Source organism: Haladaptatus sp. CMAA 1909 (assembly GCF_043952005.1).
Taxonomy (GTDB): Archaea; Halobacteriota; Halobacteria; order Halobacteriales; family Haladaptataceae; genus Haladaptatus.
Map to the genome: position 1 here is coordinate 81,033 of NZ_JBIOAV010000005.1, position 25,962 is coordinate 106,994.

The 25,962-nt window shown below is 51.1% G+C and carries 14 protein-coding genes; 10 read left to right on the forward strand and 4 right to left on the reverse strand.

What is annotated here, in order from left to right:
- The first annotated feature begins 542 nt into the window (after window positions 1-542).
- Window positions 543-953 (forward strand): TRAM domain-containing protein, encoded by a 411-nt coding sequence (locus tag ACGYLY_RS26470; RefSeq protein ID WP_395285760.1) that lies wholly within the window; start codon window positions 543-545, stop codon window positions 951-953.
- Window positions 954-1,266: 313 nt separating this feature from the next.
- On the opposite strand, the gene lrp is transcribed toward ACGYLY_RS26470, so the two are convergent.
- Window positions 1,267-1,725, reverse strand: coding sequence for an HTH-type transcriptional regulator Lrp (gene lrp / locus ACGYLY_RS26475; RefSeq protein WP_395285759.1), 459 nt, complete (start codon window positions 1,723-1,725; stop codon window positions 1,267-1,269).
- A gap of 834 nt (window positions 1,726-2,559) precedes the next feature.
- Here lrp and ACGYLY_RS26480 point away from each other — a divergent pair.
- The 5 genes from ACGYLY_RS26480 (at window position 2,560) to ACGYLY_RS26500 (ending at window position 8,113) form a co-directional block, all read left to right on the forward strand.
- Entirely contained in the window at window positions 2,560-2,970 is a 411-nt protein-coding gene (locus tag ACGYLY_RS26480) for a cupin domain-containing protein (protein ID WP_231188439.1), read from the forward strand.
- Window positions 2,971-3,147: 177 nt separating this feature from the next.
- Window positions 3,148-3,981 (forward strand): phosphoenolpyruvate hydrolase family protein, encoded by an 834-nt coding sequence (locus tag ACGYLY_RS26485; protein ID WP_395285758.1) that lies wholly within the window; start codon window positions 3,148-3,150, stop codon window positions 3,979-3,981.
- 307 nt (window positions 3,982-4,288) lie between these two features.
- Window positions 4,289-5,887 (forward strand): YIP1 family protein, encoded by a 1,599-nt coding sequence (locus ACGYLY_RS26490; protein ID WP_395285757.1) that lies wholly within the window; start codon window positions 4,289-4,291, stop codon window positions 5,885-5,887.
- 135 nt (window positions 5,888-6,022) lie between these two features.
- Entirely contained in the window at window positions 6,023-7,294 is a 1,272-nt protein-coding gene (locus tag ACGYLY_RS26495) for a substrate-binding domain-containing protein (protein WP_395285756.1), read from the forward strand.
- Between the two features lie 9 nt (window positions 7,295-7,303).
- Window positions 7,304-8,113 (forward strand): ATP-binding cassette domain-containing protein, encoded by an 810-nt coding sequence (locus ACGYLY_RS26500; RefSeq protein ID WP_395285755.1) that lies wholly within the window; start codon window positions 7,304-7,306, stop codon window positions 8,111-8,113.
- Window positions 8,114-8,175: 62 nt separating this feature from the next.
- Here the strand turns inward: ACGYLY_RS26500 and ACGYLY_RS26505 are convergent, their stop codons facing one another.
- Window positions 8,176-11,202 (reverse strand): FAD-binding and (Fe-S)-binding domain-containing protein, encoded by a 3,027-nt coding sequence (locus ACGYLY_RS26505; protein ID WP_395285754.1) that lies wholly within the window; start codon window positions 11,200-11,202, stop codon window positions 8,176-8,178.
- Between the two features lie 376 nt (window positions 11,203-11,578).
- Between ACGYLY_RS26505 and ACGYLY_RS26510 the strand changes: the two genes are divergently transcribed.
- Window positions 11,579-12,457: a GAF domain-containing protein gene (locus ACGYLY_RS26510; RefSeq protein WP_395285838.1), complete on the forward strand. Its 879-nt coding sequence runs from the start codon at window positions 11,579-11,581 to the stop codon at window positions 12,455-12,457.
- Window positions 12,458-12,646: 189 nt separating this feature from the next.
- Window positions 12,647-13,414: an IclR family transcriptional regulator gene (locus ACGYLY_RS26515; protein ID WP_395285753.1), complete on the forward strand. Its 768-nt coding sequence runs from the start codon at window positions 12,647-12,649 to the stop codon at window positions 13,412-13,414.
- Window positions 13,415-13,510: 96 nt separating this feature from the next.
- Here ACGYLY_RS26515 and aceB read toward each other — a convergent pair whose 3' ends face one another.
- Window positions 13,511-14,824, reverse strand: coding sequence for a malate synthase AceB (gene aceB / locus ACGYLY_RS26520; protein WP_395285752.1), 1,314 nt, complete (start codon window positions 14,822-14,824; stop codon window positions 13,511-13,513).
- A 614-nt stretch (window positions 14,825-15,438) separates the two neighbouring features.
- Here aceB and ACGYLY_RS26525 point away from each other — a divergent pair.
- Window positions 15,439-20,136 carry a PVC-type heme-binding CxxCH protein gene (locus tag ACGYLY_RS26525; protein WP_395285751.1) on the forward strand — a complete coding sequence of 1,566 codons (4,698 nt, stop codon included), beginning with the start codon at window positions 15,439-15,441 and terminating at the stop codon, window positions 20,134-20,136.
- A 151-nt stretch (window positions 20,137-20,287) separates the two neighbouring features.
- Here the strand turns inward: ACGYLY_RS26525 and ACGYLY_RS26530 are convergent, their stop codons facing one another.
- Window positions 20,288-21,508, reverse strand: a complete 1,221-nt coding sequence (locus ACGYLY_RS26530) for a Tm-1-like ATP-binding domain-containing protein (protein WP_395285750.1) — start codon at window positions 21,506-21,508, stop codon at window positions 20,288-20,290.
- Window positions 21,509-22,025: 517 nt separating this feature from the next.
- Between ACGYLY_RS26530 and ACGYLY_RS26535 the strand changes: the two genes are divergently transcribed.
- Window positions 22,026-25,955, forward strand: a complete 3,930-nt coding sequence (locus tag ACGYLY_RS26535; protein WP_395285749.1) for a family 16 glycoside hydrolase — start codon at window positions 22,026-22,028, stop codon at window positions 25,953-25,955.
- Window positions 25,956-25,962: the final 7 nt, after the last annotated feature.

Genomic DNA, 25,962 nt, shown 5'->3' on the forward strand with positions numbered 1-25,962 from the left:
GTTGGCTGTTATCTGTAGAGGGGATATTTGTCTGTAACAGATAACTGTACCGAATATCTGTTCGGTAGTTCTATTATGGCTATTCCATAGACTCGCCAGCTATTAGAGAAGACTGTAAGCACCGACTTTCTACTATGAATTGCTGTGACCTATCGCTGTAATGTTATTTCGTGACAGTACTGATCTTCTCTCTCTGAACCACTGTAATACTCTGTCTCTCTCAATACGGCCGTGGTATTCAGGACAACCACATACATAAGTTACAGAAAAACAGTACAGATAACTGTTACAGATGGATTTTGGATCAGTGATAAAAGAGGCGAAAAGGGAAGAATCAAATCACCATTCCCTGAGATTTGTACGCTGATTCGGTATCCGCTATTGGCTCCCTCAATGAGGAATCGAATACAAACGTCGATCGCAGTGATTGATGCCATGGCCACTCTATAATAACATATATTTTGCATATTCTAGATGACTGCCGCACGATTCCAAGGGCATTAATACATATATTTATGATTGTGTAGCGTACGGAATCCGTTATGGAGATACCGGACGAACTACTGTGTTTGTTCACTGAGCGTATAGAGGAAAATAACAGATCCTATTGCGTCACAATTCCAGAACAAGAGATTACGAATGGAGACATTCGAGCGAATACCGACTATCGTGTTGCATTGCTCCGATCTAACCGATTAACCAAACCTCGATCGCGGACGGAGACCAGTAGCTCTGATACTGAATCGGGGCCTCCCGTCGAAGTTGGAGAATACCGAGACGTCGAGATCGAAGGCCTCGGTGATCAGGGCGATGGAATTGCCCGCATCGACCGTGGCTATATCATTTTTGTCCCAAATACGGAGAAGAATGAACGTGTGACTATCGAGATAGTCAATGTACAACCAAATGTCGCCTTTGGTGAAGTTGTTAAACGAGAAATAAATGCAGAATAATCCATGACGCAATGAGTCCGAGTAGTAATTCTGCGGGAACGACGTACATTGGTATTGGTCGTTATCGACTAGCAGATGAAAGCAGACGTCTGTGAGACGTCTACCCATCAACTACTTAGCAGACGTTCGTTTCTGAGCCGACGATAGTCCATGGCTATACGACGGCAATTGTGTGTTCATCATTCGCAGACATAATAATTACGATTGAACAGACCTGACTAATTGCTGGAGTAGAAAATCGGCATTCAAAATCAATTCTCCACTAAACCCCAGCTACCTTTAAATGCTAGTCCAATCGCTTCGTCTTTCTATTTCAATTTCTCATTCCGATATCGAATTGTTCGTATTCGGAAACAGAATTTAGGACAACACTGGTATTACTTTCGTTAATGTCCCTGTCTTTGAGTAAGGATTTTATTTTTCGGTTCATTTGGTCCGTATCTTCGAATCTTCCAATCGCGATGATGTCATGGTTCCCGGTCACCTCGTAGACACTGACCATCTGGTCTTCCCGTTGAAGTCGGTCTGTAACGTCCGGAAGTGCGGCACCTTCGACTTTGAGTTGAATGACGGCAGTCACATCATAGCCCAATGCGTCATAATCTACTATTGGTGAGAAGTCTATGATAGCACCGCTGTTCTGCAATTCATCGAGATGGTTTGAGATAGTCGTTACCGATACATCAAGATCACTAGCGAGGTCCCGAAGGCTGGCTCGTCCATCACTTTGTAGAGCGTTTAACAACTCGGTATCGAGATTTTCGTACGCCATTATTTACTATAGACAACCCCGATACAAATAGTTAAACGATAACGCAATATGCGACTGAATCTAGAGAGACCATAGCTAAAAAATTGAGACAACGGTATCTTTCTAACAACTAGTACGAAAACTATGGTATCGGACTTGCTCCACGAAAGCAATATTCACAATATGTAAATGAAGTGCCGCCAATTACTATCTAGTCAGTAATCACATGTGTTTCCCTATATAAGAAATAACGAACCTAATATCATGGAGATTTGCCTTGAATTATAGAATCGAGCGAAGGAATTACAGAATTAGTCCTGTAATACTTTCGCTCGATTGATCCCCTCTAGTCCACAATAAGAGAACAATAATCGGATCTATTCGGTATAGCACTCACCTGTATCTCAACCTCGTTACTGTCATTATATATTTGTATTTTGGACGATGGCGCGTCGGTGATAATTTCCATCATGAAAATACGGGTGGGCAATGGGATATCGACAAGTGACGTGTGAATATAGATATCGAGTGGGGGTCGACTGGTTTCAGAGGGAGGACTTGAAACTTGTCTTCAAGTAGGTTTCTTTCTCAAGCTAACTCGTAGAGAGTGCTTCTCCGCCTGGGTTATTTTATTACTCTTTATAGTACATTCACTGATACAACTCTTCAGGGATACTCTCGAACGACAGTAGAACGGGTCTATCGTCTACTGGCTGATTTTCATAATGAAAATCGGTGGGGATGAGAAAACCCCCATACTCCGAGTTTTTCATCTCGGCGCGAGGGACGATCATCCTTGAAATCATTCCACTGACCAAAATACTTAAACCAGCTTGCTGTATTACGATGGACGTTATGGACGAGAAAAAGAGATTCATTCGATCCGAGGATGTGGAGACAGTTCAACTCGATTGGGGGAACCTGAAATGGATGAACACACCCGAGATGACTGGGTCGGAGGCATTCAGTGCTGGTCTAGTAGTGCTGCAACCAGGAAAAGGTCATGAGCGTCATACTCACCCGGACAGCGAGGAGATTCTATATATCCTCAGTGGAGAAGGTGAACAAACAATCGCAGATGAAAAACGGTCGATAGGGCCCGGAGAGATGGTGTACATTCCCGCCGGTGTCGAACACAGTACGATGAACGACTCTTGGGAACCTCTTCGATTTCTAGCGATCTATGGGCCACCGGGACCAGAAGAAGAGATTCGAAACACTGCCGAAGCAACGGTCTTTCCACCGGGTGAATTCCCGGACTCCTGAGACAGGCCACCCTCATCCACGTATGATATCTACAGTTTGGCCGTGAGAGATTGCAGAGCTTGTCTTCTCGATGAATTCGAGGGCACGAGAGACGACTGTCCTGAGCAGAGGGGTAGTTCAGTACAGTGATAATTCTATCGAAATATTGAAGAGTGGTGGGAGAACGTATGTAGTTGGATGAAGTACTCACGTACGGAATCGCTTGACCGCCTAGAATCGACTATTGAATCGGGAGACCCTATTATCGGTGCTGGTGCCGGAACCGGAATCTCGGCCAAATTCGCAGAGCGTGGTGGGGTTGATCTCCTCATTATCTATAACTCCGGGAGATATCGAATGAACGGCCGTGGCTCATTAGCTGGGTTGTTGCCATACGGAGACGCAAACGAAATCGTCGTGGAGATGGGTCATGAAGTACTCCCCGTCGTTGAGGACACCCCTGTGCTAGCAGGTGTCAATGGTACTGATCCGTTCCGAGATATGGACGTGTTCTTGGAGGATTTACGCCGTCGTGGTTTCTCCGGTGTACAAAATTTCCCGACCGTCGGACTCATCGACGAAGACAGTACCTATCGTAAAAACCTCGAAGAGACTGGGATGGGCTACGACAAAGAAATAGAGATGATACGAAAGGCAGGAAATCAAGGAATGCTCACCTGTCCTTACGTTTTCACCGAGGAACAGGCAGCAGCAATGGCCGATGCGGATGCCGACGTAATCGTCTCACACATGGGGCTCACAACGTCGGGTGACATCGGTGCTGAAACGTCGCTTGACCTGGACGCTGCAGCCGAGCGCGTCCAGGCCCATCATGATGCAGCAAAAGAAGTCAAAGATGATATTATTGTCATTTGTCACGGTGGTCCGATAGCGTGGCCCGAAGATGCTGAGCATGTCCTTAATAATACTCAGGGGGTCACCGGCTTTTTCGGAGCGTCGAGTATCGAGCGACTTGCGACTGAGGATGCGATCGAAAATCAGGCGAGCAAATTCAAGAATATTGAATTCTGAGTAATATTTGGAATCCAATTGATGTTCTCCTACTGATGTTTTTTGAACGCAAGCAGATCCCCGTAAGCACGATATATCGTCTCTTTCTCGAAGTTCCCTCGCTGATCGTTCGATTCAAAGTCTCATCGATTCTGTGATCGGTGACAAATATATATTGCTGGGAAAGATATTTGTACCCTCATCTGAACTAAATGCATAGGTGTCGAAATTGGCAACAGAATCGAGGTCCACTCAGAACCGAATAGCTGCCCTCAGGTCATCGATCCTTGATCGGCGCGAATCAAGTGTCATGGTCGGATTAGTTGCGATGATCCTGTTGGGTATCTTCATCAATGCATCGTCGTTCCTCACACTCAACAATTTCGTACGAGTTCTCCGTGGTGCCGCTATCGTTGCGATGGTTGGCTATAGTATGTCCTTGCTGATGGTCACAGCGGAGTTCGACCTCTCGGTCGGATCGCTGATTGGCATCACCGCCGGGCTCGGAGCAGTTATGATTTCCAGCGGGTTCGATCCGATCTTCACCATCATACTGACAATTACACTCGGGACGATTTACGGCGTTACACAGGGATTGCTCGTAACCAAGTTCGGACTGCCTTCCCTGATAGTCACGATTGGGACACTGACGTTACTCCGGGGAGCACACTTCCTATTGTTAGGGGGACAAGCGGTCACAATCTCCGAAGAACAGGCAGGCCCGGTAATGAAAGCGATCGGCGGTACGTACAGTCTCCCATTTACGGTCACGGTGCCGTTCACGAATTTGGACTTGTTCACGATTCCTGTAATCCAGTATGCTGTTCCGTTCATTCATTCGGAGCCACAGCAGTTCGTCAGCTTTCCCGTACAGATCATTTGGGTACTTGTCCTTCTATTCGTTTTCCACCACATACTGTTCAAGACGACGTTTGGACGCCACGTTCGGGCGACGGGCGACAACATAAATTCTGCTGAAACAACCGGTCTCGATCCGGAGCGAATCAAAATCGCTTGCTTCGCCATCGTCGCTGCGGTCACATCGTTTGCGGGAATCTCACAACTCGCCTACATCGGGAGCGTTTCCCCGGGTACTGGATCCGGAACTGAATTGATCGTCATCGCAGCGGTAGTCCTCGGTGGGACGAAACTCACGGGAGGAGATGGGTCGATGACGGGCGTGCTAATGGGTGCGCTCATTCTTGGATTCGCACAGAATATCCTGACCCTTGGAGGGTTCGGGCCAAAATTCTCACGACTCATTACGGGACTCTTCATCATCGCAGCAATCGGCCTCGACACAGTCTTCTCCGAATTCTCACCAGAGCTCGTTCGGAACTGGTTTACGAATCCCTTGAAAAAGATGGTTGCGAGTCCGCGATCGTTCTTCCAAAACGAAGCTAACGAAAAGGGGCCCAATCTATCGATCGCGTTCATTGCGGTGTCGATCGTTGTTATCGGACTGCTCGTTTCGCTAATCATGATGTTGTCGGCAGTTTTCGCTCCCTCCTTTGCAGACCGATTCCTGTTCTTTATTGCAGAAGCGAATCTCTTGGGTGCAGTGATGGTAACCCTTCAGGTGTACCTCGTAATGGCACTCCTCACGCTTCTCGCGGTTATCACGGTCCACCTCACTGCGACACGCCTCGGCGGTACTGGTGATGTTGACAACACCATTGCTGCTGTCGGATATGGTCTAGCCCCGGCACTACTTCTGTTCATCCCGATCGTATTGCACGGATTCGCATTCCTTACTATCCTCGTGATAGTAACTCTGGCCATTATCGCAATTCTCGTCGCCGTGACGCTGTACATGGGCGTCAATTCCCTTCACAATTTGTCGTCGCGTGACGCGACGATTACGGTTGTCACCACATTTGGCGTCTGGCTCATAGTTTTGCTATACTTTGGTAGCAATATTAGATAGGCATAAAATATACTCGGAAAGCCATTCTTCAGTTCCCATCAACCGAATGAAAAAACTGATTCCCATCAAATGTCTATTCGAACATATAATGGAAAAAGAAATAAATTTAAGTCTCATAAACTATCTTTGATTATCATGGCGTTTGACCGTGACAAACTTCAGGAAGACGATACCTTTTCCATCGAGCTAGGGGTGTCGCGACGAAGCCTCATGAAACAGCTCAGTGCAGTCGGGGCTGTGTCCGCATCGGCCGGCTGTTCGAGTCTCTTACAGGACCAAGGGAACAAGAGCAGCGGGAGTGACGAGAACAACGGTGGCTCCGGTTCAAACGGAGGTGGTGCAGGACCACAAGACTTTGACTACTCTCGAATTCCGATGATCAAGCCGCCATCGGCACCCATTGACAACACAAAGCCAGCAACAGGAGTTGCACGACGTGCTGAGTTCGTGATCCAGAACGTCGCCAATCCCTTCTTTACTCCTCTCATCGCTGGGTTCAACGACGCTCTCAATCAGTTCGGATGGAAGGGTGGTGTAACCGGTCCGTCCGGTGACACACAGAGCCAAAGTAAACAGATCGAGATCATCAATACACTCGTGGACGAGTTGAAAAGTGGACAGGACGTACTGGTCACGACTATTTTGGACCGTCAAGCGTATCTCGCTCCGATTCAGCGAGCACTGGATAACGACATCGCGGTCGTGAACGGCCATTCGACTCCGGCGAAAAAAGATTGGAACAATGATTGGATGCGTGAGAAGCTCACCTACCGTGATCGGGGGGTTGTAATCCCGCACGTCGGCATCCGTGATAGAGAAGGTGGGATTGCGATGGCGGTAGAAGCATACAAACGAATGCAGGATAAGCTCGATGCCGACGAGTATAAGGTTTTGATCGGTAATGGTCTCCCCGGAAATCCAGCAGTCACCCGTCGGGTTGATCCTGGCGCACGCTCATACTTGGAAACGAAAGATGACGTGACTCTCATCGATGAAACTCTTGACGTCACCACTGACTTCGCCGAGGCTCAAAATCGTGTGGAGAGTCGACTGTCGGCTGATCAGGATATCAATGTGGTCATGGGTGCGGGATTCTGGACCGCTGTTGGCGCTTCCCAGGCCGTCGAAAGCGGGAGTGTCAGCCGTGATCTCGTCATTTGTGGGTTCGACCTCGTGGAAGCCGTTCTGACGAGTATCAAGGATGGGAGCGTCGACTTCACCATGGGCCAAGATCCATACGGACAAGGCTTCTTGAACGTCCCGCTCGCGTGGATGTATCAAGAGCGCGGGATCGAGATGAAACATCTAGAGTTCGGTGTCACCTTCGTCGACAAAGAGAACGTTGAGTACGCTCTGCAACGGAATACGTGGAGTGAACTTCGAAACTGGCAAAAGAGCAATTTCTAATCAGCACCTATGAGCGACACGATATCCGCAGGAAACGATACGACCAGCCCAAAGGATCGAACCGTTCTCCGAACGCAAGATCTGAGTAAAAGTTTCGGTGCAATTGAAGCCGTCAAAGATGTGAGCCTCGATATTCGAAAGGGGGAAATCCTCGCGATAGCAGGGGACAACGGGGCAGGAAAGTCCACGTACGTGAAGATGCTCTCGGGAATTCTCACACCAACTGCCGGACAGATTTATGTCCGGGAAAATGGCGTGGACCAGCCACGCCACTTCACGTCGTCAAAAGATGCAGAGAAAGCAGGCGTCGCGACCGTCTATCAAGGTCAGCATCTCACTCCGGCAAACACCGTTGCAACCAATATATTCCTCGGGCACGAACCACGCAAAACCGGACTGAGAGGATCACTGTTTCGTGAAATTGACGAAGAACGAATGATCGAAGAAAGTAATCAACTATTACACGAAATCGGGTTTGATTTCGATCCACGTTCTCTCGTTTCGGAGCTTTCTGGCGGACAACAACAGGCTGTCGCTGTCGCTCGGGCGTTGATTCGGGACCCACCGATCGTCATCCTAGACGAACCAACTTCGGAGGTTTCCACGACGGGGACGGACAAAATCATCGACCTCGTTAGAAAGATCCCTCAAGATGGTAAAGCCGGCATCCTCATATCCCACAAAATCGACATCGTTGTGGACGTTGCCGACCGAATTGCTGTGATGCGTGACGGTGAACTCGTCGAAGTTCTCGATAGTCGTACCAACGTCGACCGTATGGATATCGTATCCCGGATGCACAAAGAGCGAGAAGTATAACCTGCCTTCTCGTTCCAGAGTTCTCGAAACGGGACGTTCCTCCGGGAGTACCGTCCTAACTCTCAGGAGTCGAGCGCCTCGGACAGTTTCTCGATCGGATGTGGTGGACGGGACTCACCCGGTCGGTCGCCGAGTTGAGAGCGACACGACGCACCGGGAGCCGTTACGACATCCCCGTCACTCCGTTCGATCTGTCTAAATAAGATCTGACCGATCCCCTGTGAGAGCTCGTAATGTTCTGATTCGTAACCAAACGACCCTGCCATCCCACAGCAGCTGGAGTCGAGCGGATCGACGGCGTATCCTGCTCGCCGAAGCACCCCGACTGCGTGGTGATCCTTATTGGTGGCTTTCTGATTACAGTGACCATGGTACGTTAAAACCTCGTCAGGCGCGTCCAGTGTGAGTTTCTCATCAACTCGAAGCAAATCCAGATACTCCATGATCCCGTGAGCGGCGGATGAGACCGCGTCAACGTTTGCTCCGTCGAGCAAATCTCCGTATTCGTCCTGAAACATAACCGCATCAGAGGGCTCAACGAATACGATATTCCATCCCTTGTCGACATACGGCCGCAATATCTCGACGTTATGGTGTGCGCGGTCGTTCGCCACGTCTAGCATTCCCATCGAGAACGCTGCGCGTCCACTGGGGCGAAGGTTGTTGATGATCTGGACGTGAATGCCAGCCGTTTCGAGGACGCGGACTGCCGCTTTTCCGGGTGCCGGGTAGTTGTAGTTCGTGTATGTGTCGGGGAACAATATCACCTTCCCGTCAGCCTCACCGACCGAAACTGAGGAGCCACCACGTCTCGCGAACCATTCTTCGAGCGATTCGTTGCTGAACGTCGGAAGTTCGCGCTCTTTGGATATCCCGAACACCCTCTCCATCACGACTCGACTCCCCGGAACTTCGGATATGAGATTCGACAGCGGGGTCATCATACTACCGAACGCGGAAAGTCGATCGATGTTCCCGAATATACGCGTCCGAAGGCTTGGTGTCTCTTCCTGATGATATTGGTACTTGATCTCCGATTTGAGCTTCGCCATATCGACACCCGTCGGACAGTCACTTTTACATCCCTTACAGCCAACACAGAGGTCGAGCACCTCTTTCTGGAATCGGTCGGAGTAGATCTCTTCCTCCGACAGTTCTCCCGAGATCGCAGCTCGGAGCATATTCGCTCGACCGCGTGTGGTCTGAATCTCTTCTTTCGAGGCACGATACGTCGGACACATTACGTCAGAACTAGTCTGGCGGCACGTCCCACAACCGTTACACAGTTCGACGAGATGTGAAAATCCTCCCTCCTCGTCGAAGTCCAGGGCAGTTTGTGGTTCGATCGATTGGTATTCCCGTCCATAGCGGAGGTTTTCTCGCATGTCCGCACCGACACCCCGGTCATTGTTCGGTCCCGGATCATTCGTCCCGTCCCGATACACGACGTTACCGGGATTCATCATCCAGTCGGGATCGAAGGCTGTTTTGAGCCGCTTGAACGCCTCCCAGAGTTCCTCACCGTACATCTTAGGGTTGAACTCGGTCCGGGCCATCCCGTCGCCATGCTCGCCAGAGAAAGCACCGTGGTGTTCCAGAACGAGGTCGGTCACGTCGTCCGTGATCGAGTGCATCTTCTCAATTCCTTCGTTCTGTTTGAGAGTGAGGATTGGGCGGATATGTAGCGTGCCGGAACCAGCGTGGGCGAAATATGCGGCCGAGGTATTGTGTGCTTCGAGTATGGCCTCAAACCGCTGAACATACTCGGCGAGTTCTTCGGGTGGGACCGTCGCATCCTCGATGAATGGATACGGCTTTGGGTTCCCCTCTAAACTCATCAGCAACGGGATGGCGGCCTTCCGAAGCTTCCACATCCTATCTTGACTGTCCCCTGAGTAGGCTTCCAGCACCTCGAATGCTGCACCATTATCGACAAAGTGAGACGTCGTCTCGTCGATTGCCGCCTCGAAGTCGTCGACGAGTTCGTCGTCCCACTCGAGCAGTAGTGCCGCCTTTGAATCGTCGGGTATCGGTTCGGCGTACTCGGCATACCCCTCCGATTCACGAGCGAGGCGGAACACTTCGTCGTCCATTAGCTCCACAGCGCTAACGGGGAATTCGAGAGCCTCGGGCACCGCTTCCATCGCGTCCACGAGGTCATCGAAGCAATAGAGTGCTAATGCTGTCTCGCTAGGTTGTGTGACGAGCGAAACCGTCGCTTCGACGATTACTCCAAGTGTTCCTTCCGCACCGACAAAGAGTTTCGAGAGATTGATCACTTCGTCGCCATCGTCGTTTTCGTAGATGACTTTTTGCAGGTTGTATCCCGAGACCGAGCGCTTGAGTGACGGATATTTGTCTTCGATCTCCGATTGGTGGGATTCGACGATTTCCCGAACGGCTTGATAGATTCGCGCCTCCAAGCTGTTGCCACCGACGATCTCCTCGAACTCTTTGCTGTCCAAAACGACTTCACGGGTATGTATCAGTGACCCATCCGCGAGAATGACTTGGAGTTCTTCAGTATAGGCGTCAGTGATTCCGTATCGAACCGAGTGAGCGCCAGTCGAATTGTTACCGATCCCGCCACCGATGGTCGAGCGGTTCGACGAAGCTGGATCCGGCGCAAATTTCAAGCCCTCTTTCGCAAGACGGTCATCGAGATGGTCCTGTACACAACCGGGCTGGACCGTCGCTCGTTTGGCTTCGGGATCGACGCTGACGATATCGTCCATGTGCTTCGTGAAGTCGATGACGACGCAACCACGACCGACCGTCTGGCCGCCTAACGAGGAACCCGTCCCTCGCGGTAGGATGGGTATTCCATGGCTTGTTGCGACTTCGACAACCGCTTTAACGTCTTCCGAATCCCTTGGAAGGACGACTCCAGCGGGCCGTGCTTGGTAAACGCTACCGTCCGTTGCGTACAGTATCTGTGCGTATTCATCGAACTGCACCTCTCCGCCTACCTGGTCTCGCAGTTCTTCCGCCAGCGCTGAATACTGTTCGATGTCGGGACGGCTAGACGCCAGTTCCGTGGCCGATGTCTCTACTCCGGGGGGATTATAGAACTCGTCTTCGACTGCCATCGTTACTAATACACATACTTCCAAATTAAAGTCTATGGTTTCACGATATCAATCGATTATACTTCCGACGCAATCCGGGAGCGAACACGGATATCTAACGACACGAAACCATTGTAATCCTTCCTCTTAGATGCGATTTCTTTCACTGTTATTGCATCAAGCGATTACGATAATTCCTGATATGGTTTACTCGAATGGTACGGAGATAACGATAGCAGCAAGGGAATCTGTTGGTGGTTGGAGGACGTGAACACCTGCCTCAACCGGGATCAGATATGTACAGCATGAATTTAATCACTTGTGGGCGTAGGGTTTATCATCTAGTATTGGGTAATATTATTTCATGGATGATATGCTATCACAGGACAATAACGATATGACACAGTCGAATCCACTGCCGTCCGACGATCAGTACTTGGAGTTACTGGCAAGTGTGCAGAGACTCACCGGAATCGGCATTTGGTCGTATAATACCTCTACCACCGAACTGTGGTGGAGTAACCAGGCGAAGCGGATTCATGAGATCGATATAGAGCGGACGTTGACCCTTTCAGATGTTGTGGACCAATACACAGAACAGGACCAAGACCGGGTGGCGGAGAGGTTTAGCGACGCTATTGAAAACGCAAACCCGTTCGATATTGACGTAGAACTCACTGGAGAAGGAACGACTCCGAGATCGATACGATTGCATTGTGAACCCAAACGAAACGATGAGACCCTCGTTCTCTACGGTGTCGTCCGCGACTTAACCGATATAAAGCGGCGGGAGCAACGCATCGAAATCCTTCGTCGAACGAGCCAGCAGTTGCGCGGTGCAAGTTCAAAACAGGAGGTTGCCGAAATCCTCGCTAATGCAGCAAAAAACATCCTCGGTCTAGTCAATACGACGGTTCGATTGGTGAACGATAGCAGAAACGTCCTCCGTACGGTCGAAGCTACCGAAGAATGTCTCGAGCGTGCTGGCGACCGTCCGAACTACTCCATTGACGAGGCGACCCCCGCGGTACGAACGTACCTAACGAGCGAACCGGAGATTCACTCGGATCACCAAAACACTGCAGATGACCACGATCGAGGTGAACTCCAATCCGGGCTTTATGTTCCGATAGGAAGTCATGGCGTACTGAGCGCCGGTGACGTCGTCGTAGATGCTTTCAAGGAACACGATCTTGAGGCTGCCAGTCTACTTGGACAACTTGGAGCGGAAGCGATTACGCGTATCGGGTGGGTTAAACGCTCACGAGCGATATGAGACAGAGTATCTCAAAAATAAATCGAGAGTACTGAATTACATTCCAGAGAAAGACGATACTGTCCGATTATTTTGAGCTTCTCTGTGATATCTCTCCATTTCATCTCGGAGAGGATGTCAGTTCGGGTATTCGAAAAGTGGATTTACATTATGCGAATTATTATATGTTATGATGATAATTGTACGGATATGACCGGAGATATAACCGGACGACGCCTGAAAACGACTCGGACATCGTTAGAAATTCTCAGGCTCATCTTGGAACACGACGGGCTTAACCTCTCCGAGCTGGATAAGATGGTAAACAGTTCGAAAAGTTCTATTTGCAGCCACCTCAATACACTCCAAGATTGTCGATACCTCGTAAAAGACGGTAAAACCTACAACGTCGGATATCGGCTAGCCCTATTAGGTGACCGAACTAAGCATCGATACCCTGACCGTGAGGTCGTAAAGCAAGCGGTAGATCGACTAGCACGAGAATCCGATCAGGAAGCAAACTTTACCATCTTTGAACACGGCCGTCTCTTGATGTTCTATGGTTCGTCGGGGAACGCGGTAAGTGGTGGAAACGACATACAGTATCGATCGGAGTACTACTTACACAATACGGCCGCGGGAAAAGCCATCCTTGCCGAATTGGGTCACAGTCAAATCGAAGAAATCCTCAACCGATGGGGGTTGCCTCGTGAGTCGGAAGCGACGATTACGAACCGCGCGCAATTATACGAATCCTTGGAAGAAATTGCGGCCCGTGGCTACGCGACTGTTGATGAAGAATTCGCCCCCGGTTTGGTAGCAGTGGGTGCGCCAGTCCACGACGAAGACGGTGCGATTCTCGGTGGAATAAGCGTGGGAGGCCCAAAATATCAGATAGATTCAACGAAGACCGATCTCGAACTTGCGGGAAAGTTACTGGATGCCGTCGCACACCTCGAATCTCAGCTTCAGTCATAATCAAGTCGGTCACCCTACCGACTATTTTCTATTGGTCTGATGAACGATGGTTTCCCCTTTCTTAAAAAATGGGTGTGACGGAACAGCCGACCGAAATTAGTCGTCGTCTCCGAGGGCCATCGCGCGCTCAACGACATCAGACCCGTACATCTCTTCAATTTCTTCGTGTTGGTCCGGACGATGTGTATACACGTCTTGGAACAACGATATTGGCGTCTGAGCGGCTTGATACGTAGCCTCGTCCCACATTCGATCTTTGTTGACGTCTACCTCTACACCGTTGATGTCGAGCGTCGTTGACTGGGTCATCGCGATTGCTCCTTTTCCGTCTTCTTTAGCAGCCTCGAATTCGGACATCGAGTCGACGATATCGTCCATACTCGGGATATACGACGTCATCTTGAGCAATTCCTCGTGCAGTTCCTCACCGTCGAGTTCGTGTGTTTCTCCCTCTACTTCGAGCAGATAGTTTCCATCGTTTGTTATTTCGAGTGATAATTCGTCGCCGCTGTAACTCTGATAGCCGTTTTCACTGTCGAGTTCAATCTCTCTATTGCCGACATTCAGCAACCAGCTTCCACTTTCTGGCGGGAGTGGCGCTTCGTTTGCAGCGAGAACCTGTCCAGGAGTTAGTGACCAGATACCAGTCATGCCTTTGGCTCGGTTGTCGCTCATCCGCTCGTAATACCCCTCAATGTCACGGATGTCATCGTATGGGCCATCAACCGCAATGAGCCCAGCCGCGCTTGCACCGCGAGAAGTGTTGTGGCGAAGTTCAGGCCACGGCGGGAGTTTCCCGGTGGCAGTCATCGCTTGCATCGCCTTCGTGTAGTCCACCTGCCCGTCGACCAGTAAAAACAACCGCTCGAGGTTGTTCGACGGTTTCCCCATCTCCGTTCGTAATTCACCGGTGGCCAGTTCTGACTCGCCGCATTCAACGATTACGGACATTGAGAGGCTACCCTCTTCGAGTCCGTGTTCTTTTTCGATTATGGTGATGAACTCGTCCGCTTTCTTCCAGTCGTCGATATCACCAACCTCAGGGATAACGAATCCATCGATGTATTCGACAGCACCATTAGCAGGATCGGCCACCTGCATCATTTGCTGGAACCCTTGATGGCGAGTTGTAGGATTATCGCGGTGCCACACTATGCGGGGATGTATTTCTCCAGGGAAATCATCTCCATGTTTAGAAACGACACTCACGATGTTCTCCACACCTTCATCCCGCATCGATGGAGCCGTTGCATCCTCGTTGTCTGGAACCCAAACATCGGGGGCTTTCATTCCCTCAAGTTGCGCTGCACTTCGCAGCATCTTTGCAGAATCTGCTTGGCCTTCTACAGCAGTTGGTGAGGTGAAAAACGTTCGTACGAACTCACGCTCATCGCTATGTTTGCTTCTCATATTCTTCAAAGGTAACTGTTCACCATGTCGTATTAAATATTCACCTTCATTTAAAAAATCAAATGATTTGATAATACCGCTTCCAAACGGAGTTCAACTCGTTTCAATGGGAATAGATGGAAATCGTTTACATTATGTAAACCATGAGTTGGGAATTCAGCTCTAAATTCTTGGAGACAGAGTATCTTAAATACACTCAAATCCTCGCTTCGATGGTAATAACGGCTATAAGCTGTCTAATGAGGCTTCTCGCAGTTGATAAAGCCGCGAGTAAAAGGGACTGTTTTGAATCATTATTCCTCCTGTTCACAATCACATTACGATCCATTATCCGTTACACGGCTAGCCGTGTAATAGAACGCTTTCTGGGACCTCACTCAGCATTTATTTTCATTATGTAAATTATCTTCAGAAGGTTACCGCACCGTGCCTCCCTACCTCGTCGGAAGAGAACTAATCTAATTCAGAACTCAGAGTTGATAGTTGACTATCGAGCATCAGTGGCCAATTTACAATAGTGGATAATTATAATATATTAATGTTCTGCTATGGGAATTATTTGCGGGGATGGTATACGTAATGTATATTGCCTCTCTGTATTGTGTTGGGTTATCATGGCAAGCGGCGAAAACTCGACCGACCAGAGTAAAGTAAAGAACGGTGAATCGATTACAACGAGTCGAAGAGACTTGATGCGATTAGTCGGCGGTATCGGAGCAGCGGGAGTCATAGCAAATAACCAAATCGGTACGGGGATGGCAGCCAGCGACAGTGTAATCAAACTTGAAGCGATCAAACAGGATCCAACAAATTCCGAGTTAGAGTGGGACATCAACGATGACGGGAGCGTCAACTACGACGACGTCGTCGATTTGTTCCATGATTTCGAAAGCGATGAGATACAGAACAACCCGGAGGCGTACGATTTCAATCAAAACGATCAACTCGACTTCGATGATATCGTTACGTTATTCAAAGACATCGATGATCAGGATGAAGGGAACTACGCTTGGGCCGGTGTCAGCCCGGAAAATATCAATGGCGAAATAAACCCGACGCTCTCACTGACGGCGGGCAAAGATTACACCGTCGAGTGGACGAACACGACCGGAGGAGACCACAACTTCGTGATCGAGGACGCCGACGGTAACGAGGTTCTTTCGAGTGAGTTGATGGGGGAGAAAGGTTCGACCCAGACGGTCGAATTCACTGCAACTGATGAGATGGCCGTCTATTATTGCGAGTCTCACCCCATCTCTCAGCGCGGTAAGATTGAAACAAGCCCGGTAACAGAGCCCAGTGAAGACACCATTAGCGTTCTAATGATGGGTGGACCAGAGGGAGGAAGTCACAACGCGCCCGCACGCCAGCTCCAAATCACGGAATATCTGATGAACCGCAGTATCGAGGTCGCCTACACTGATCGATTGGACGATCTCAAACCTGACGTTCTCCACCGATACGACGCCTGGATCATGTACGACAACCGCTCGGGATTGACACAGTCCCAGGAAGATTCCATCATCGAATTCGTGGAAAGCGGCGGTGGGTTTATTCCGATTCATAGCGCATCGGCATGCTTCACCGAATCCGATGCGTACATCGACCTCGTCGGGGGGCAGTTCCAAGAACATGGGTACGGCGAAATGACCACCACGTTCGAGCAACCGAATCACCCTATTCTCTCCAATCTCGATCCCATCGTTTCGGAGGATGAAACCTACCGGCATACGAATCTCAACGACGATATCAACGTCCTTGCGTACGGTGATTTCCCTGACTACGGAAGTAACGAAGACCCCGAGCCATGGAGTTGGACCCGTACGCAGGGTGACGGGCGAGTATTCTATACCGCGTGGGGTCATGGGAGGGGAACATGGGCGACGGACGGATTCAAGAAACTCATCGAGAATGCCGTCCGTTGGGTGACTCGAAACGAAGATTCGATCGGGAACGATACGCGTGTCCTCGATCAATTGGAGTTTATCGAGGCAAATATACCGTACTACCCGCCACCGGAAGGCGGTCTTCTCCCGCGAGAGGTTCCCGAAGAGGTCGGCGAGGGAACGGACTGGAAGCGGATGCAACGGGCACTCGACCCCGAGGAGACGATCGACCGGATGATTATGCCGAAAGGATTCGACCTCCAGCCGTTTACGACCGAGGATATGCTCCCCGACGATGCACAGGGGAACATTCTGGATATGTCGTTCGATGACCAGGGACGGGTCTGGTTGGCGGTGACGAAGGACTATCCGAATAACCTCGGTGAAAATCAGGATAAAATCGTAATTGGTGAGGATACGAATGGTGATGGACAGGTCGATGACTTCTCCGTCTTCGCAGAGAATCTATCCATCCCGACGAGTATGGTCCTGGTTGAGAACGGCGTCATCGTCGCTCATCATAACGATCCATCCGAAAGCGGCCAGATGTTACTGATTCGGGATACGAACGGTGACGATCAAGCTGATGAACGACAGGTCCTTTTCTCTGGATTTGGCAACGGAGACACCCACGCTGGGCCGAACGAACTCGTTCACGGCATCGATAATTGGATCTGGGGTCAGGTCGGCTACTCTGGATTTGGCGGAACCGTCGCCGGCGAACAATACAACTTTAGCTCGTCCATCTACAGGTTCAAACTCGATACCTCGGACACAGTCACCGATTTCGAAATCGTCGGCGGCTTACCCGGAAACCAAGCCGGTCTCGGGATCACCGAGGAGGGCCTCGTCTTTGGGTCGGCCGCGACGTCCGGACGTCCCAGTAATTACGTAGCGATTCCGGATCAATACTACGAATTGATTAATGGCACGTCACCAACCGATTTTGGACCGGCGTCGGACACGAATCGGTTCCTTCCGGTCACCGATCGGGTTCGACAGGTTGACCGGCACGGTGGGTACACCGCAGCCACTGGCCACACTATCTACACCGCTCGGAAGTATCCCAGGAAGTATTGGAACAACACCGCATTCGTCGGAGATGGGACAGGGAACCTTCTCGGGACATTCTATCTGCAGCAGAATGGTGCAGGCTACAATACGCACTACGCTCACAACTTCGCAGGGAGCATCGATGCGTGGTCTGCACCATCGTATTCAGCTGTCGGTCCTGACGGGTTACTCTGGTTCATCGATTGGTACAATTACATCTATCAGCATAACCCGACGCCGGATGGATTCGAAAACGGACCAGGTAACGCCTACATTACCGAGTTGCGAGATCACGCCACATCCCGGATTTACCGCGCCACGTACGACGACGAGACGGGGTATCAGCCCAAGGATCTGAGCGACGCTACTCCCTCGGATCTGGTGGCTGCGCTATCCGATGACAATATGTTCTGGCGGCGCACTGCACAGCGTAAACTGGTCGAACGAGGTGAAAGCGACGTCGTCTCCGACCTCGTTTCGCTGGTTACCAGCGAATCCGTCGACGAGATCGGACTTGACCCAGGTGCAATTCATGCGCTCTGGACACTCGATGGTTTGGGCGCTCTTTCTGCCGAGTCCGGAAATGATTCGGCGATAGACGCTTCGATTAATGCCCTGGCCCATTCGTCCGCTGGGGTTCGTCTCACGGCACTTCGAGTTGTTCCGACAACATCGGAAACCCGAGATGCGATTCTCGACAACGACTTGTTGAACGATGATGACCAGCGAGTTGCGATGTGGGCACTACTTACGCTCGCGGAGACACCCGAATCCGATATGTCTGGTGAAGCAGTTTATCAGATGATTAGTTCCGAATCCAACTACGAGGACAACATTCTGGTTGACGCCGCATCAGTTGCTGGTGCCCAGCATGCCGATGGTTTCATCGGTGCATACGAGGCGAATGAGGACACCGACACTAGCCCGCCGGATTTGGACGATCAGCCGAATCTGTTCCAAAATCCATCGATGGAGGAACCTGCTGGTGGATCAGTAATGCCAGTCAGTTGGTCGACGACGACATACACTGGAAGTGCTGATTTCACTTACGAGGACACTGGATATGATGGAGAAAACTGCGTTCGTATCCATTCCGATGATGGGGCAGACGCATCGTGGAACACCTCATTTTCGGTCGAGCCGAATACGGACTACACCCTTAGTGGTTGGATTAAAACGGATAATCTCCAGCCGGTCGATGGGTCCGGTTTCGGAGAGGGACCATTGGGAGCAACGTTCAACGTCGAGCAGATCGCCAACACCGGTTCCGGTACGCAATGGGATACGATTCCGGATGGACTGACCGGGACGAACGATTGGACAAAAATCGACATCACGATCAACAGTGGCGATCACGAGGAGCTTTCTCTCAACCTCTTGTATGGTGGCTACGGGGAGGCAACCGGAACAGCGTGGTTCGATAGCATCTCGTTTACTGACCCGAATGGTAATAACGCGATAACCAATCCCTCGTTTGAAGAAGACGATTCTTCAGGTTCTCAAGCAGATCTCCCCGCTAACTGGGAACCGGAAACGTACGGGGGGACAGCTGAATTCTCGTACACCTCCGACGTCGCCAGATCTGGTGAGGACAGCGTCCGAATCGACTCGACCGATGGCGCAGACGCGTCATGGACTCAATTCGTTGAGTTAGAACCGAACTCCCAGTATCGATTCCGTGCGTGGGTGCGAACCTCGGATGATTTCCACAACACCGGAGATTCGTACGGTGTCACTCTTAACGTTCACTCACTCGGACGGGATTCCGTCACAGACTCGTACGCAGAACCCGTCGATGGATGGAAAATGTTGGAGACGACCTTCACAACCGGGGGAAGTTCTTCCGAGTTACAGCTCAATCTCCTCTTTGGCGGTTGGGGGAACGCGGTCGGAACCGTCTGGTTCGACGATGCAGAACTGAAGAAGGTCGGTGGTTTCGGAAACGGCCTCGAGGTCGTCTACCAGCGTGTGATGACCCACGTCGAGTCCAGCGGAAATGACGATGACGATTCCGACGACACCACAGTCATCGACCCCGATACTACTATCGAACTGGAAGTCGAAAGCAATGAGGAATGGACAGGCGTTGCACCGGCCTCTATCGAGGGAGAAGGGAATCCGACACTCACCCTAGAGCCGGACGCAGAGTACACCGTCGAGTGGACCAACCGGAACGGTGCTCCACACAACTTCGAGATAGTGGACAGTGACGACGAGGTTGTTCAAGACGTTTCGACCCCGTATCTAGCCACTGAAGGAGAGTCACAAACGGTTTCCTTTACGTCAACCGACGAAATCGCAGAGTACGTCTGTAGAGCCCACAATCTCAGAATGAGGGGCACTGTCGAATTCGCTGGAAGTGATAGTAACTGATGCTAGCGTGAAGGACTATCTCTCGATCTACAACGATATTTCGATGGTCAACCGTTCTAAGTATACAGTATGGACCATACACAGAAGCTCTATCTAATTCTTCGCCACGTCCTTGGAGTGGTCGATGGACGAAAAGAGACTGTCCGACAGTTCACTCTACGATTCCAACGTCACGCATATAGGAATCAAGCTCCTTCGCAATCGCTCGTGCAAATTTCGTATCGTTGATGTGGGCATCGACTTCTACTAATTTCACATCGTCATCGATGTGACCTCGAAGAGAATCGAATAACGCCTCATCCGATTCGAACTCGTGGAAATCCTCTCCTTCATCATCAAGCATGGATACCCCTTGTAAGGGTAGCACGAGCCCAGTCGGTCCCGTTGCGGCGTTGAGTTTCTCGGCGATAATTCGGCCGAGTTCTCGATTTTCCTCCGCCGTCGTTCGCATGAGTGTTACCTGCGGGTTGTGGACGTGAAAATGACGGTCAGCAAATTTTTCGGGTATCGAATCCTTTGGGCCGAAATTAACCATGTCGAGTGCCCCGGTCGAGACAACTTGGGGAATTCCTCGCTCCGCAGCGGCGTCGAGGCGTTTCGGACCAGCACTCAACACACCGCCGACCAATTCATCTGCCCATTCCGTCGTGGTCACGTCCAAAACTCCATCGATCATACCTTCCCTGATGAGTTGTTCCATCGCTTGTCCACCAGTCCCGGTTGCGTGAAAGACGATCGTTTCGTATCCCCGTTCTTCGAGCCACGCGCGTGCTTCTTGAACGCAGGGTGTAGTGACACCAAACATCGACAGCCCGATTGTCGGTCGGTCTTCGACGGTAACGCCGGGGTCATTTGTTACCATCCCAACCATGGCGAGTACAGCATTGGAAATGACGGTGCCCGAAAGATGATTGATACCCTCGATATCCGCGACGGAATACATCATCATGATATCTTGGGTGCTCACGTACGGTTCCGTATCGCCGGAGGCGACTGTCGATACCATCAATTTGGGAACGCCAATGGGCAATGCACGCATCGCTGTCGTCGCAACTGATGTGTTTCCCGACCCTCCCAATCCGAGGATGCCATCGAGTGTACCCTCATCGTGGTATCGAGAAACGATGGCTGCTGCACCTTCTCCCATTGCCTCGATCGCTTTGCCTCGGTCTCGTTCGTCCCGGAGGGATTTTAGGTTGCTCCCCCCTGCCTCGGCCACCTCCTTTGCCGTTGTGTCCGGTTCGATTTCCGGTTCACCTACCACACCGGTGTCGATGATATGGACGTCAACAGCTTGTGATTCGAGGATATTTCGAGCAAAGTCGATTTCTTCTCCTTTGGTATCCAATGTTCCGACGATGACGACGCTCATTGGCCGTCTCCCCTCTGACTGTACCATTTCACTGTCCATCGGTTGACTCGGATATTCTGGTTGCTCAGGTCGAGTGCCCACCACGATGGTGATACCGCGTCACAAAACTTTCTAGCCGACTGTTTCATACGATACTATTACCGTGATGGTTATTCAATACTCGGATTCATACAATCCTATTTAAACGAATAGTAAACCAATCCGACGTCTCTACTCCTATTTCAGATCCCAAAACGTCGGCCTCGATTGAATTTCAATAACCGATTGACTGTACTATTCTCTATATCTGTACTTGAGTATGGGGCGCCATATAATCATTTTCTGTCGAATAATAGCGTTCTATGCCGTACTTCGTTATACCTTGCATGCCGTTATGATTTTTACTTAATAATTTCACAGTTAATCATCTTCAGCCGTCGATTTGTTATGCAGAAAGTTCTGTATGGCTATGGGTAATTGCTAGTAATGGACCATCTACTCATTTACAATTTATATTTTTACCATAAAAAAATTACTTATGATTGTAGTAACATCTGAATTTGTGGATAATCAAAATTCAAGGACGAGCAGTAGAGCTCGTACTGGAAGCGTTAATAGACGAAAAGTATTACAAGCGATTGGAGGTCTCGGGGCAATCGGTCTCTCCGGTATTTCAGGGAATGCAGTCGCTGCCACCGACGAAGATGAATGGATACAACTCTTTAACGGGGAGGATCTCGATAACTGGACGCGGAAATTCACTGGAAAGCCTCCCGGAGAAGGGCATAAAAACACCTTCTCCGTTGAAGATGGGCTACTCAAAGTGAACTACGACGAGTACGACGAGTGGAATGGCGTCTTCGGCCATCTCTTCTACGAGAACGAGTTCTCCCATTATATTCTGCGCGCCGAGTACCGTTTCGTCGGGGAGCAAGTATCCGGCGCACCCTCGTGGGCCCGTAGAAATAACGGGTTGATGGTTCACGGCCAAACCCCCGAGGAGATGGGAATCGACCAGGACTATCCCGACTCTATCGAGGTTCAACTGCTCGGCGAAGAGGCAGGTACGGACAACGAGCGCACGACCGCCAACGTCTGCACTCCGGGGACGAACATCTTCATGGACGGTGAGCTACACGAACAACACTGTACCAATTCCAACTCGGACACCTACCGAGGCGATGAGTGGGTAACCGTCACCGTTGTCGTCCGTGGCAATCAGGCGATCCGTCATATCGTCGAGGACGACGGCGTGGTCGTGAGCTACACGAACCCGCAACTGAACAGCGGTGTTCCGCTCGAAGCCGGCACGATTTCCATCCAATCAGAGAGTCATCCGACCGAGTTCCGCTCGATCGAAGTGAAGCAACTCGATCCGGACTCGCCTATTGGTGACGGCGATCCAACTGACACTACCCCCGTCTGGAGCAGCTATTCAAAGACGGAACTTGCATCCAGTCTCGAACGGCCAATGGCAATCGAGGTTGCACCTGATGGCCGCGTATTCTTCACCACACGTGGTCCACCTGCAAACGGCGACGGAACTGGAACCGCGAAAATTCGGGTGGTCGACCCCGAAATGACAGAAATCACGACTGCCCTGGAGAAGGAAGTCTATCTTAGCGGCGAGGATGGAATGCAGGGCATCGTTCTCGACCCGAATTTCGACCAAAACGGTTGGTTGTATGTCTATTATTCCGTCTCGACCGAGGGTACCGGGGAAGATCCCCACAAGCAACTGTCCCGATTCACTGTCGATGGGGACACCATCGACCCCTCCTCTGAAGTACACATCCTTCGAGTGCCGGCCGCACCCGAGCCGTGTTGTCACGTCGGGGGTGATCTCGAGTTCGGACCGGAGGGCCACCTCTACATCTCGGTTGGGGATGATACCAGTCCGTTCGAATCGGATGGTTTCTCACCGATCGATGAGCGCGACGGTCGAGTGTTGTACGACGCCCAACGTTCAGCCGGCAATACGGCGGATCTTCGGGGTGGTATCCTCCGAATCACTCCACAGGACGATGGCTCGTACACGGTTCCCGATGACAACTTGTTCACTGAAGCACAGGGCTACGGTGAGGAACTTGACGAGGGGCTGGTCCGCGAGGAGATCTACATTATGGGTTGTCGTAATCCTTTCCGGATGGGCATTGATGATGAGACTGGCGTCCTGTATTGGGGAGAGTACGGCCCCGATTCACGACAATGGGACGCTCAACGCGGACCCACCGGAATCGTGGAGTTCAACCGAGCGAGCGAAGCCGGATACTATGGCTGGCCGTATGTTATCGGGCCAAGCCTCCCGTATATCGACGGTGAATTCGTAGACGCGGATAACTCTCGAGGCTACATCTTCGATTCGACCGGAGAGCCATTCGACCCCGAGAACTTGGTCAACGAATCCCCGAACAATGATGGACTCACGGAATTGCCAACTCCCAACGAGGCGACCATCTGGTATCCGTATTCGTGGGATACGCTCTTGAGTTCACCACCGGACTACGCAACGGAGTACCTCCCCGACGAGCCACCGTTCCCCGAAATGGAAGGAGGGGCTCCGATGGGCGGCCCGGTGTATAACATTGAAAACTATTCCGGGGACCAAGCCCTCGCCGACTACTTCGATAACAGGCATTTCATCGCAGAATGGGGTGCTGACTGGATCAAAACCGTCTCCTATGATGAGAACGGCGAAATACTCGATATCGACCCGTTCATGCCGAACGAGACGTTCCTATCGCCGATGGATATGACCATCGGACCGGAGGGAGCATTGTACCTCCTTGAGTGGGGAATGGGATACTCAACTCCGGGAACCGAAAAGTCCGGCATTTACAAAATCACAGGAGGTGCGGCCGCAGTCGTGTCGGTCAGCCTCGAGAGTGGCACACTTGGTCCGGAAGAAACTACGACAGCGACAGTTTCCGTTCAAAACACCTCTAACAGTGAACTGTCGGATGTACAGCTCTCGCTTGAGTCTGGCAGTGATCAAGTCCAGGTTACTCCTCCTTCGGAGACGATCATCGATTCTCTCGAACCACGCGAGAGTCAGTCGATCGAGTTTGAGGTCTCGACCGGCAGCGACCCCGCTCAAGGGACGTACACAATAGAGGCTAATGCGATGTTCACTCACGACGGCGATGATAAGCAAACCGCCTCGAGTACCACTATCACCATCTTCAATGGTGAACCAATTGAGGAGGGCTTGGAAGCACATCTCCCGTTTGACGGCGACACGCCTACGAACACCGTTACCGGTAACGATGCAACCATTCAGGGCGACGTCACGACTGGTGAGTCGGGAGTCGTCGGCAACGCCTACGAGTTCCACACCAATCAGGAGACCGGGGTCGAGATTCCACCAGAGGATGCCGAAGCTGGTGACGGGGTGACTACCGAACCTCTACCGCTCAATGGGGAAGGCGCAACAGCTGGTGCCTGGATCAACTATACGGATCACGAACAATGGGCTAGAATACCGTTCCAAGTCGGCGGTTCGATTGAAGATGGTCCGACGGACGGTTGGGATCTTGAATTCAATTCAAACGGATCTGTGATTTATCCTCAGCTCTGGCAAAACGGTAACACCGGTCGTGGTGGTGGCGGTACGGAGATTGCGATCGATCCAGAGACGTGGTACTTCGTCGTAATGGTCGTTGATGGTGGCGATGCGAGACTCCATGTATTCGACCAGGATGGCGAACTCGACGCCTCACCCCAGACTTGGACCGGTGGCTCACGAACTCAATCCGACGCCGAACCACTCAACATCGGTGTTGGTCAGGGCTACGATATGGCTGGCCGTGTCGATGACGTCTGGGCATACTCCCGGGCGCTCTCCGAGCCGGAGGTCGAGCAATTGTACACGCAATCGCTCGAAGGAGATAACGACAATGGTGGAGTCATCGAACCAGGAACGACTATCAAGCTAGGCGGTACGATCACCGGATGGACTGGTCAAGCACCGAGTTCAATTGAGGGAGACACTAACCCGACATTGTTGCTCCAAGCAGGTGAGGATTACACGGTTACGTGGGAGAACATCGATGGAGCACCGCACGACTTCTACGTCCTCGATGCCCAAGGTGAGGAGATGGTTGGAACTGAGCTCGTACGAGATGAGGGGAAGACAGCGTCGGTTACCTTCACTGCCTCGGAAGAGATGGCCGAGTACTACTGTTCGGTACATCCGACTCGGATGCGTGGTGGGATGTCGATTCAGTCCAACAATGACGGTGACGATCGGCCACCAGTGATCGTTGGTGATTCACGTCCGACTGATCCGGATGGTGATGGACTGTACGAAGACGTTGACGGTGACGGTGAAGTCACGTACAACGATGTGGTGGCGCTGTTCGATAACTTCGAGAGCTCGGCAGTCCAAAACAACCCCGAAGCGTTCGACTTCAATCAGAATGGACAACTGGACTTCGATGACATCATAGAGCTCTTCAACTCTATGTAAGTGATCA

Bases quoted from the DNA above. Each gene is read 5' to 3' on its own strand.
- ACGYLY_RS26470 (WP_395285760.1), top strand. From the start codon at position 543: ATGGAGATACCGGACGAACTACTGTGTTTGTTCACTGAGCGTATAGAG.
- lrp (WP_395285759.1), bottom strand. From the start codon at position 1,725: ATGGCGTACGAAAATCTCGATACCGAGTTGTTAAACGCTCTACAAAGT.
- ACGYLY_RS26480 (WP_231188439.1), top strand. From the start codon at position 2,560: ATGGACGAGAAAAAGAGATTCATTCGATCCGAGGATGTGGAGACAGTT.
- ACGYLY_RS26485 (WP_395285758.1), top strand. From the start codon at position 3,148: ATGAAGTACTCACGTACGGAATCGCTTGACCGCCTAGAATCGACTATT.
- ACGYLY_RS26490 (WP_395285757.1), top strand. From the start codon at position 4,289: ATGATCCTGTTGGGTATCTTCATCAATGCATCGTCGTTCCTCACACTC.
- ACGYLY_RS26495 (WP_395285756.1), top strand. From the start codon at position 6,023: ATGGCGTTTGACCGTGACAAACTTCAGGAAGACGATACCTTTTCCATC.
- ACGYLY_RS26500 (WP_395285755.1), top strand. From the start codon at position 7,304: ATGAGCGACACGATATCCGCAGGAAACGATACGACCAGCCCAAAGGAT.
- ACGYLY_RS26505 (WP_395285754.1), bottom strand. From the start codon at position 11,202: ATGGCAGTCGAAGACGAGTTCTATAATCCCCCCGGAGTAGAGACATCG.
- ACGYLY_RS26510 (WP_395285838.1), top strand. From the start codon at position 11,579: ATGACACAGTCGAATCCACTGCCGTCCGACGATCAGTACTTGGAGTTA.
- ACGYLY_RS26515 (WP_395285753.1), top strand. From the start codon at position 12,647: ATGACCGGAGATATAACCGGACGACGCCTGAAAACGACTCGGACATCG.
- aceB (WP_395285752.1), bottom strand. From the start codon at position 14,824: ATGAGAAGCAAACATAGCGATGAGCGTGAGTTCGTACGAACGTTTTTC.
- ACGYLY_RS26525 (WP_395285751.1), top strand. From the start codon at position 15,439: ATGGCAAGCGGCGAAAACTCGACCGACCAGAGTAAAGTAAAGAACGGT.
- ACGYLY_RS26530 (WP_395285750.1), bottom strand. From the start codon at position 21,508: ATGAGCGTCGTCATCGTCGGAACATTGGATACCAAAGGAGAAGAAATC.
- ACGYLY_RS26535 (WP_395285749.1), top strand. From the start codon at position 22,026: ATGATTGTAGTAACATCTGAATTTGTGGATAATCAAAATTCAAGGACG.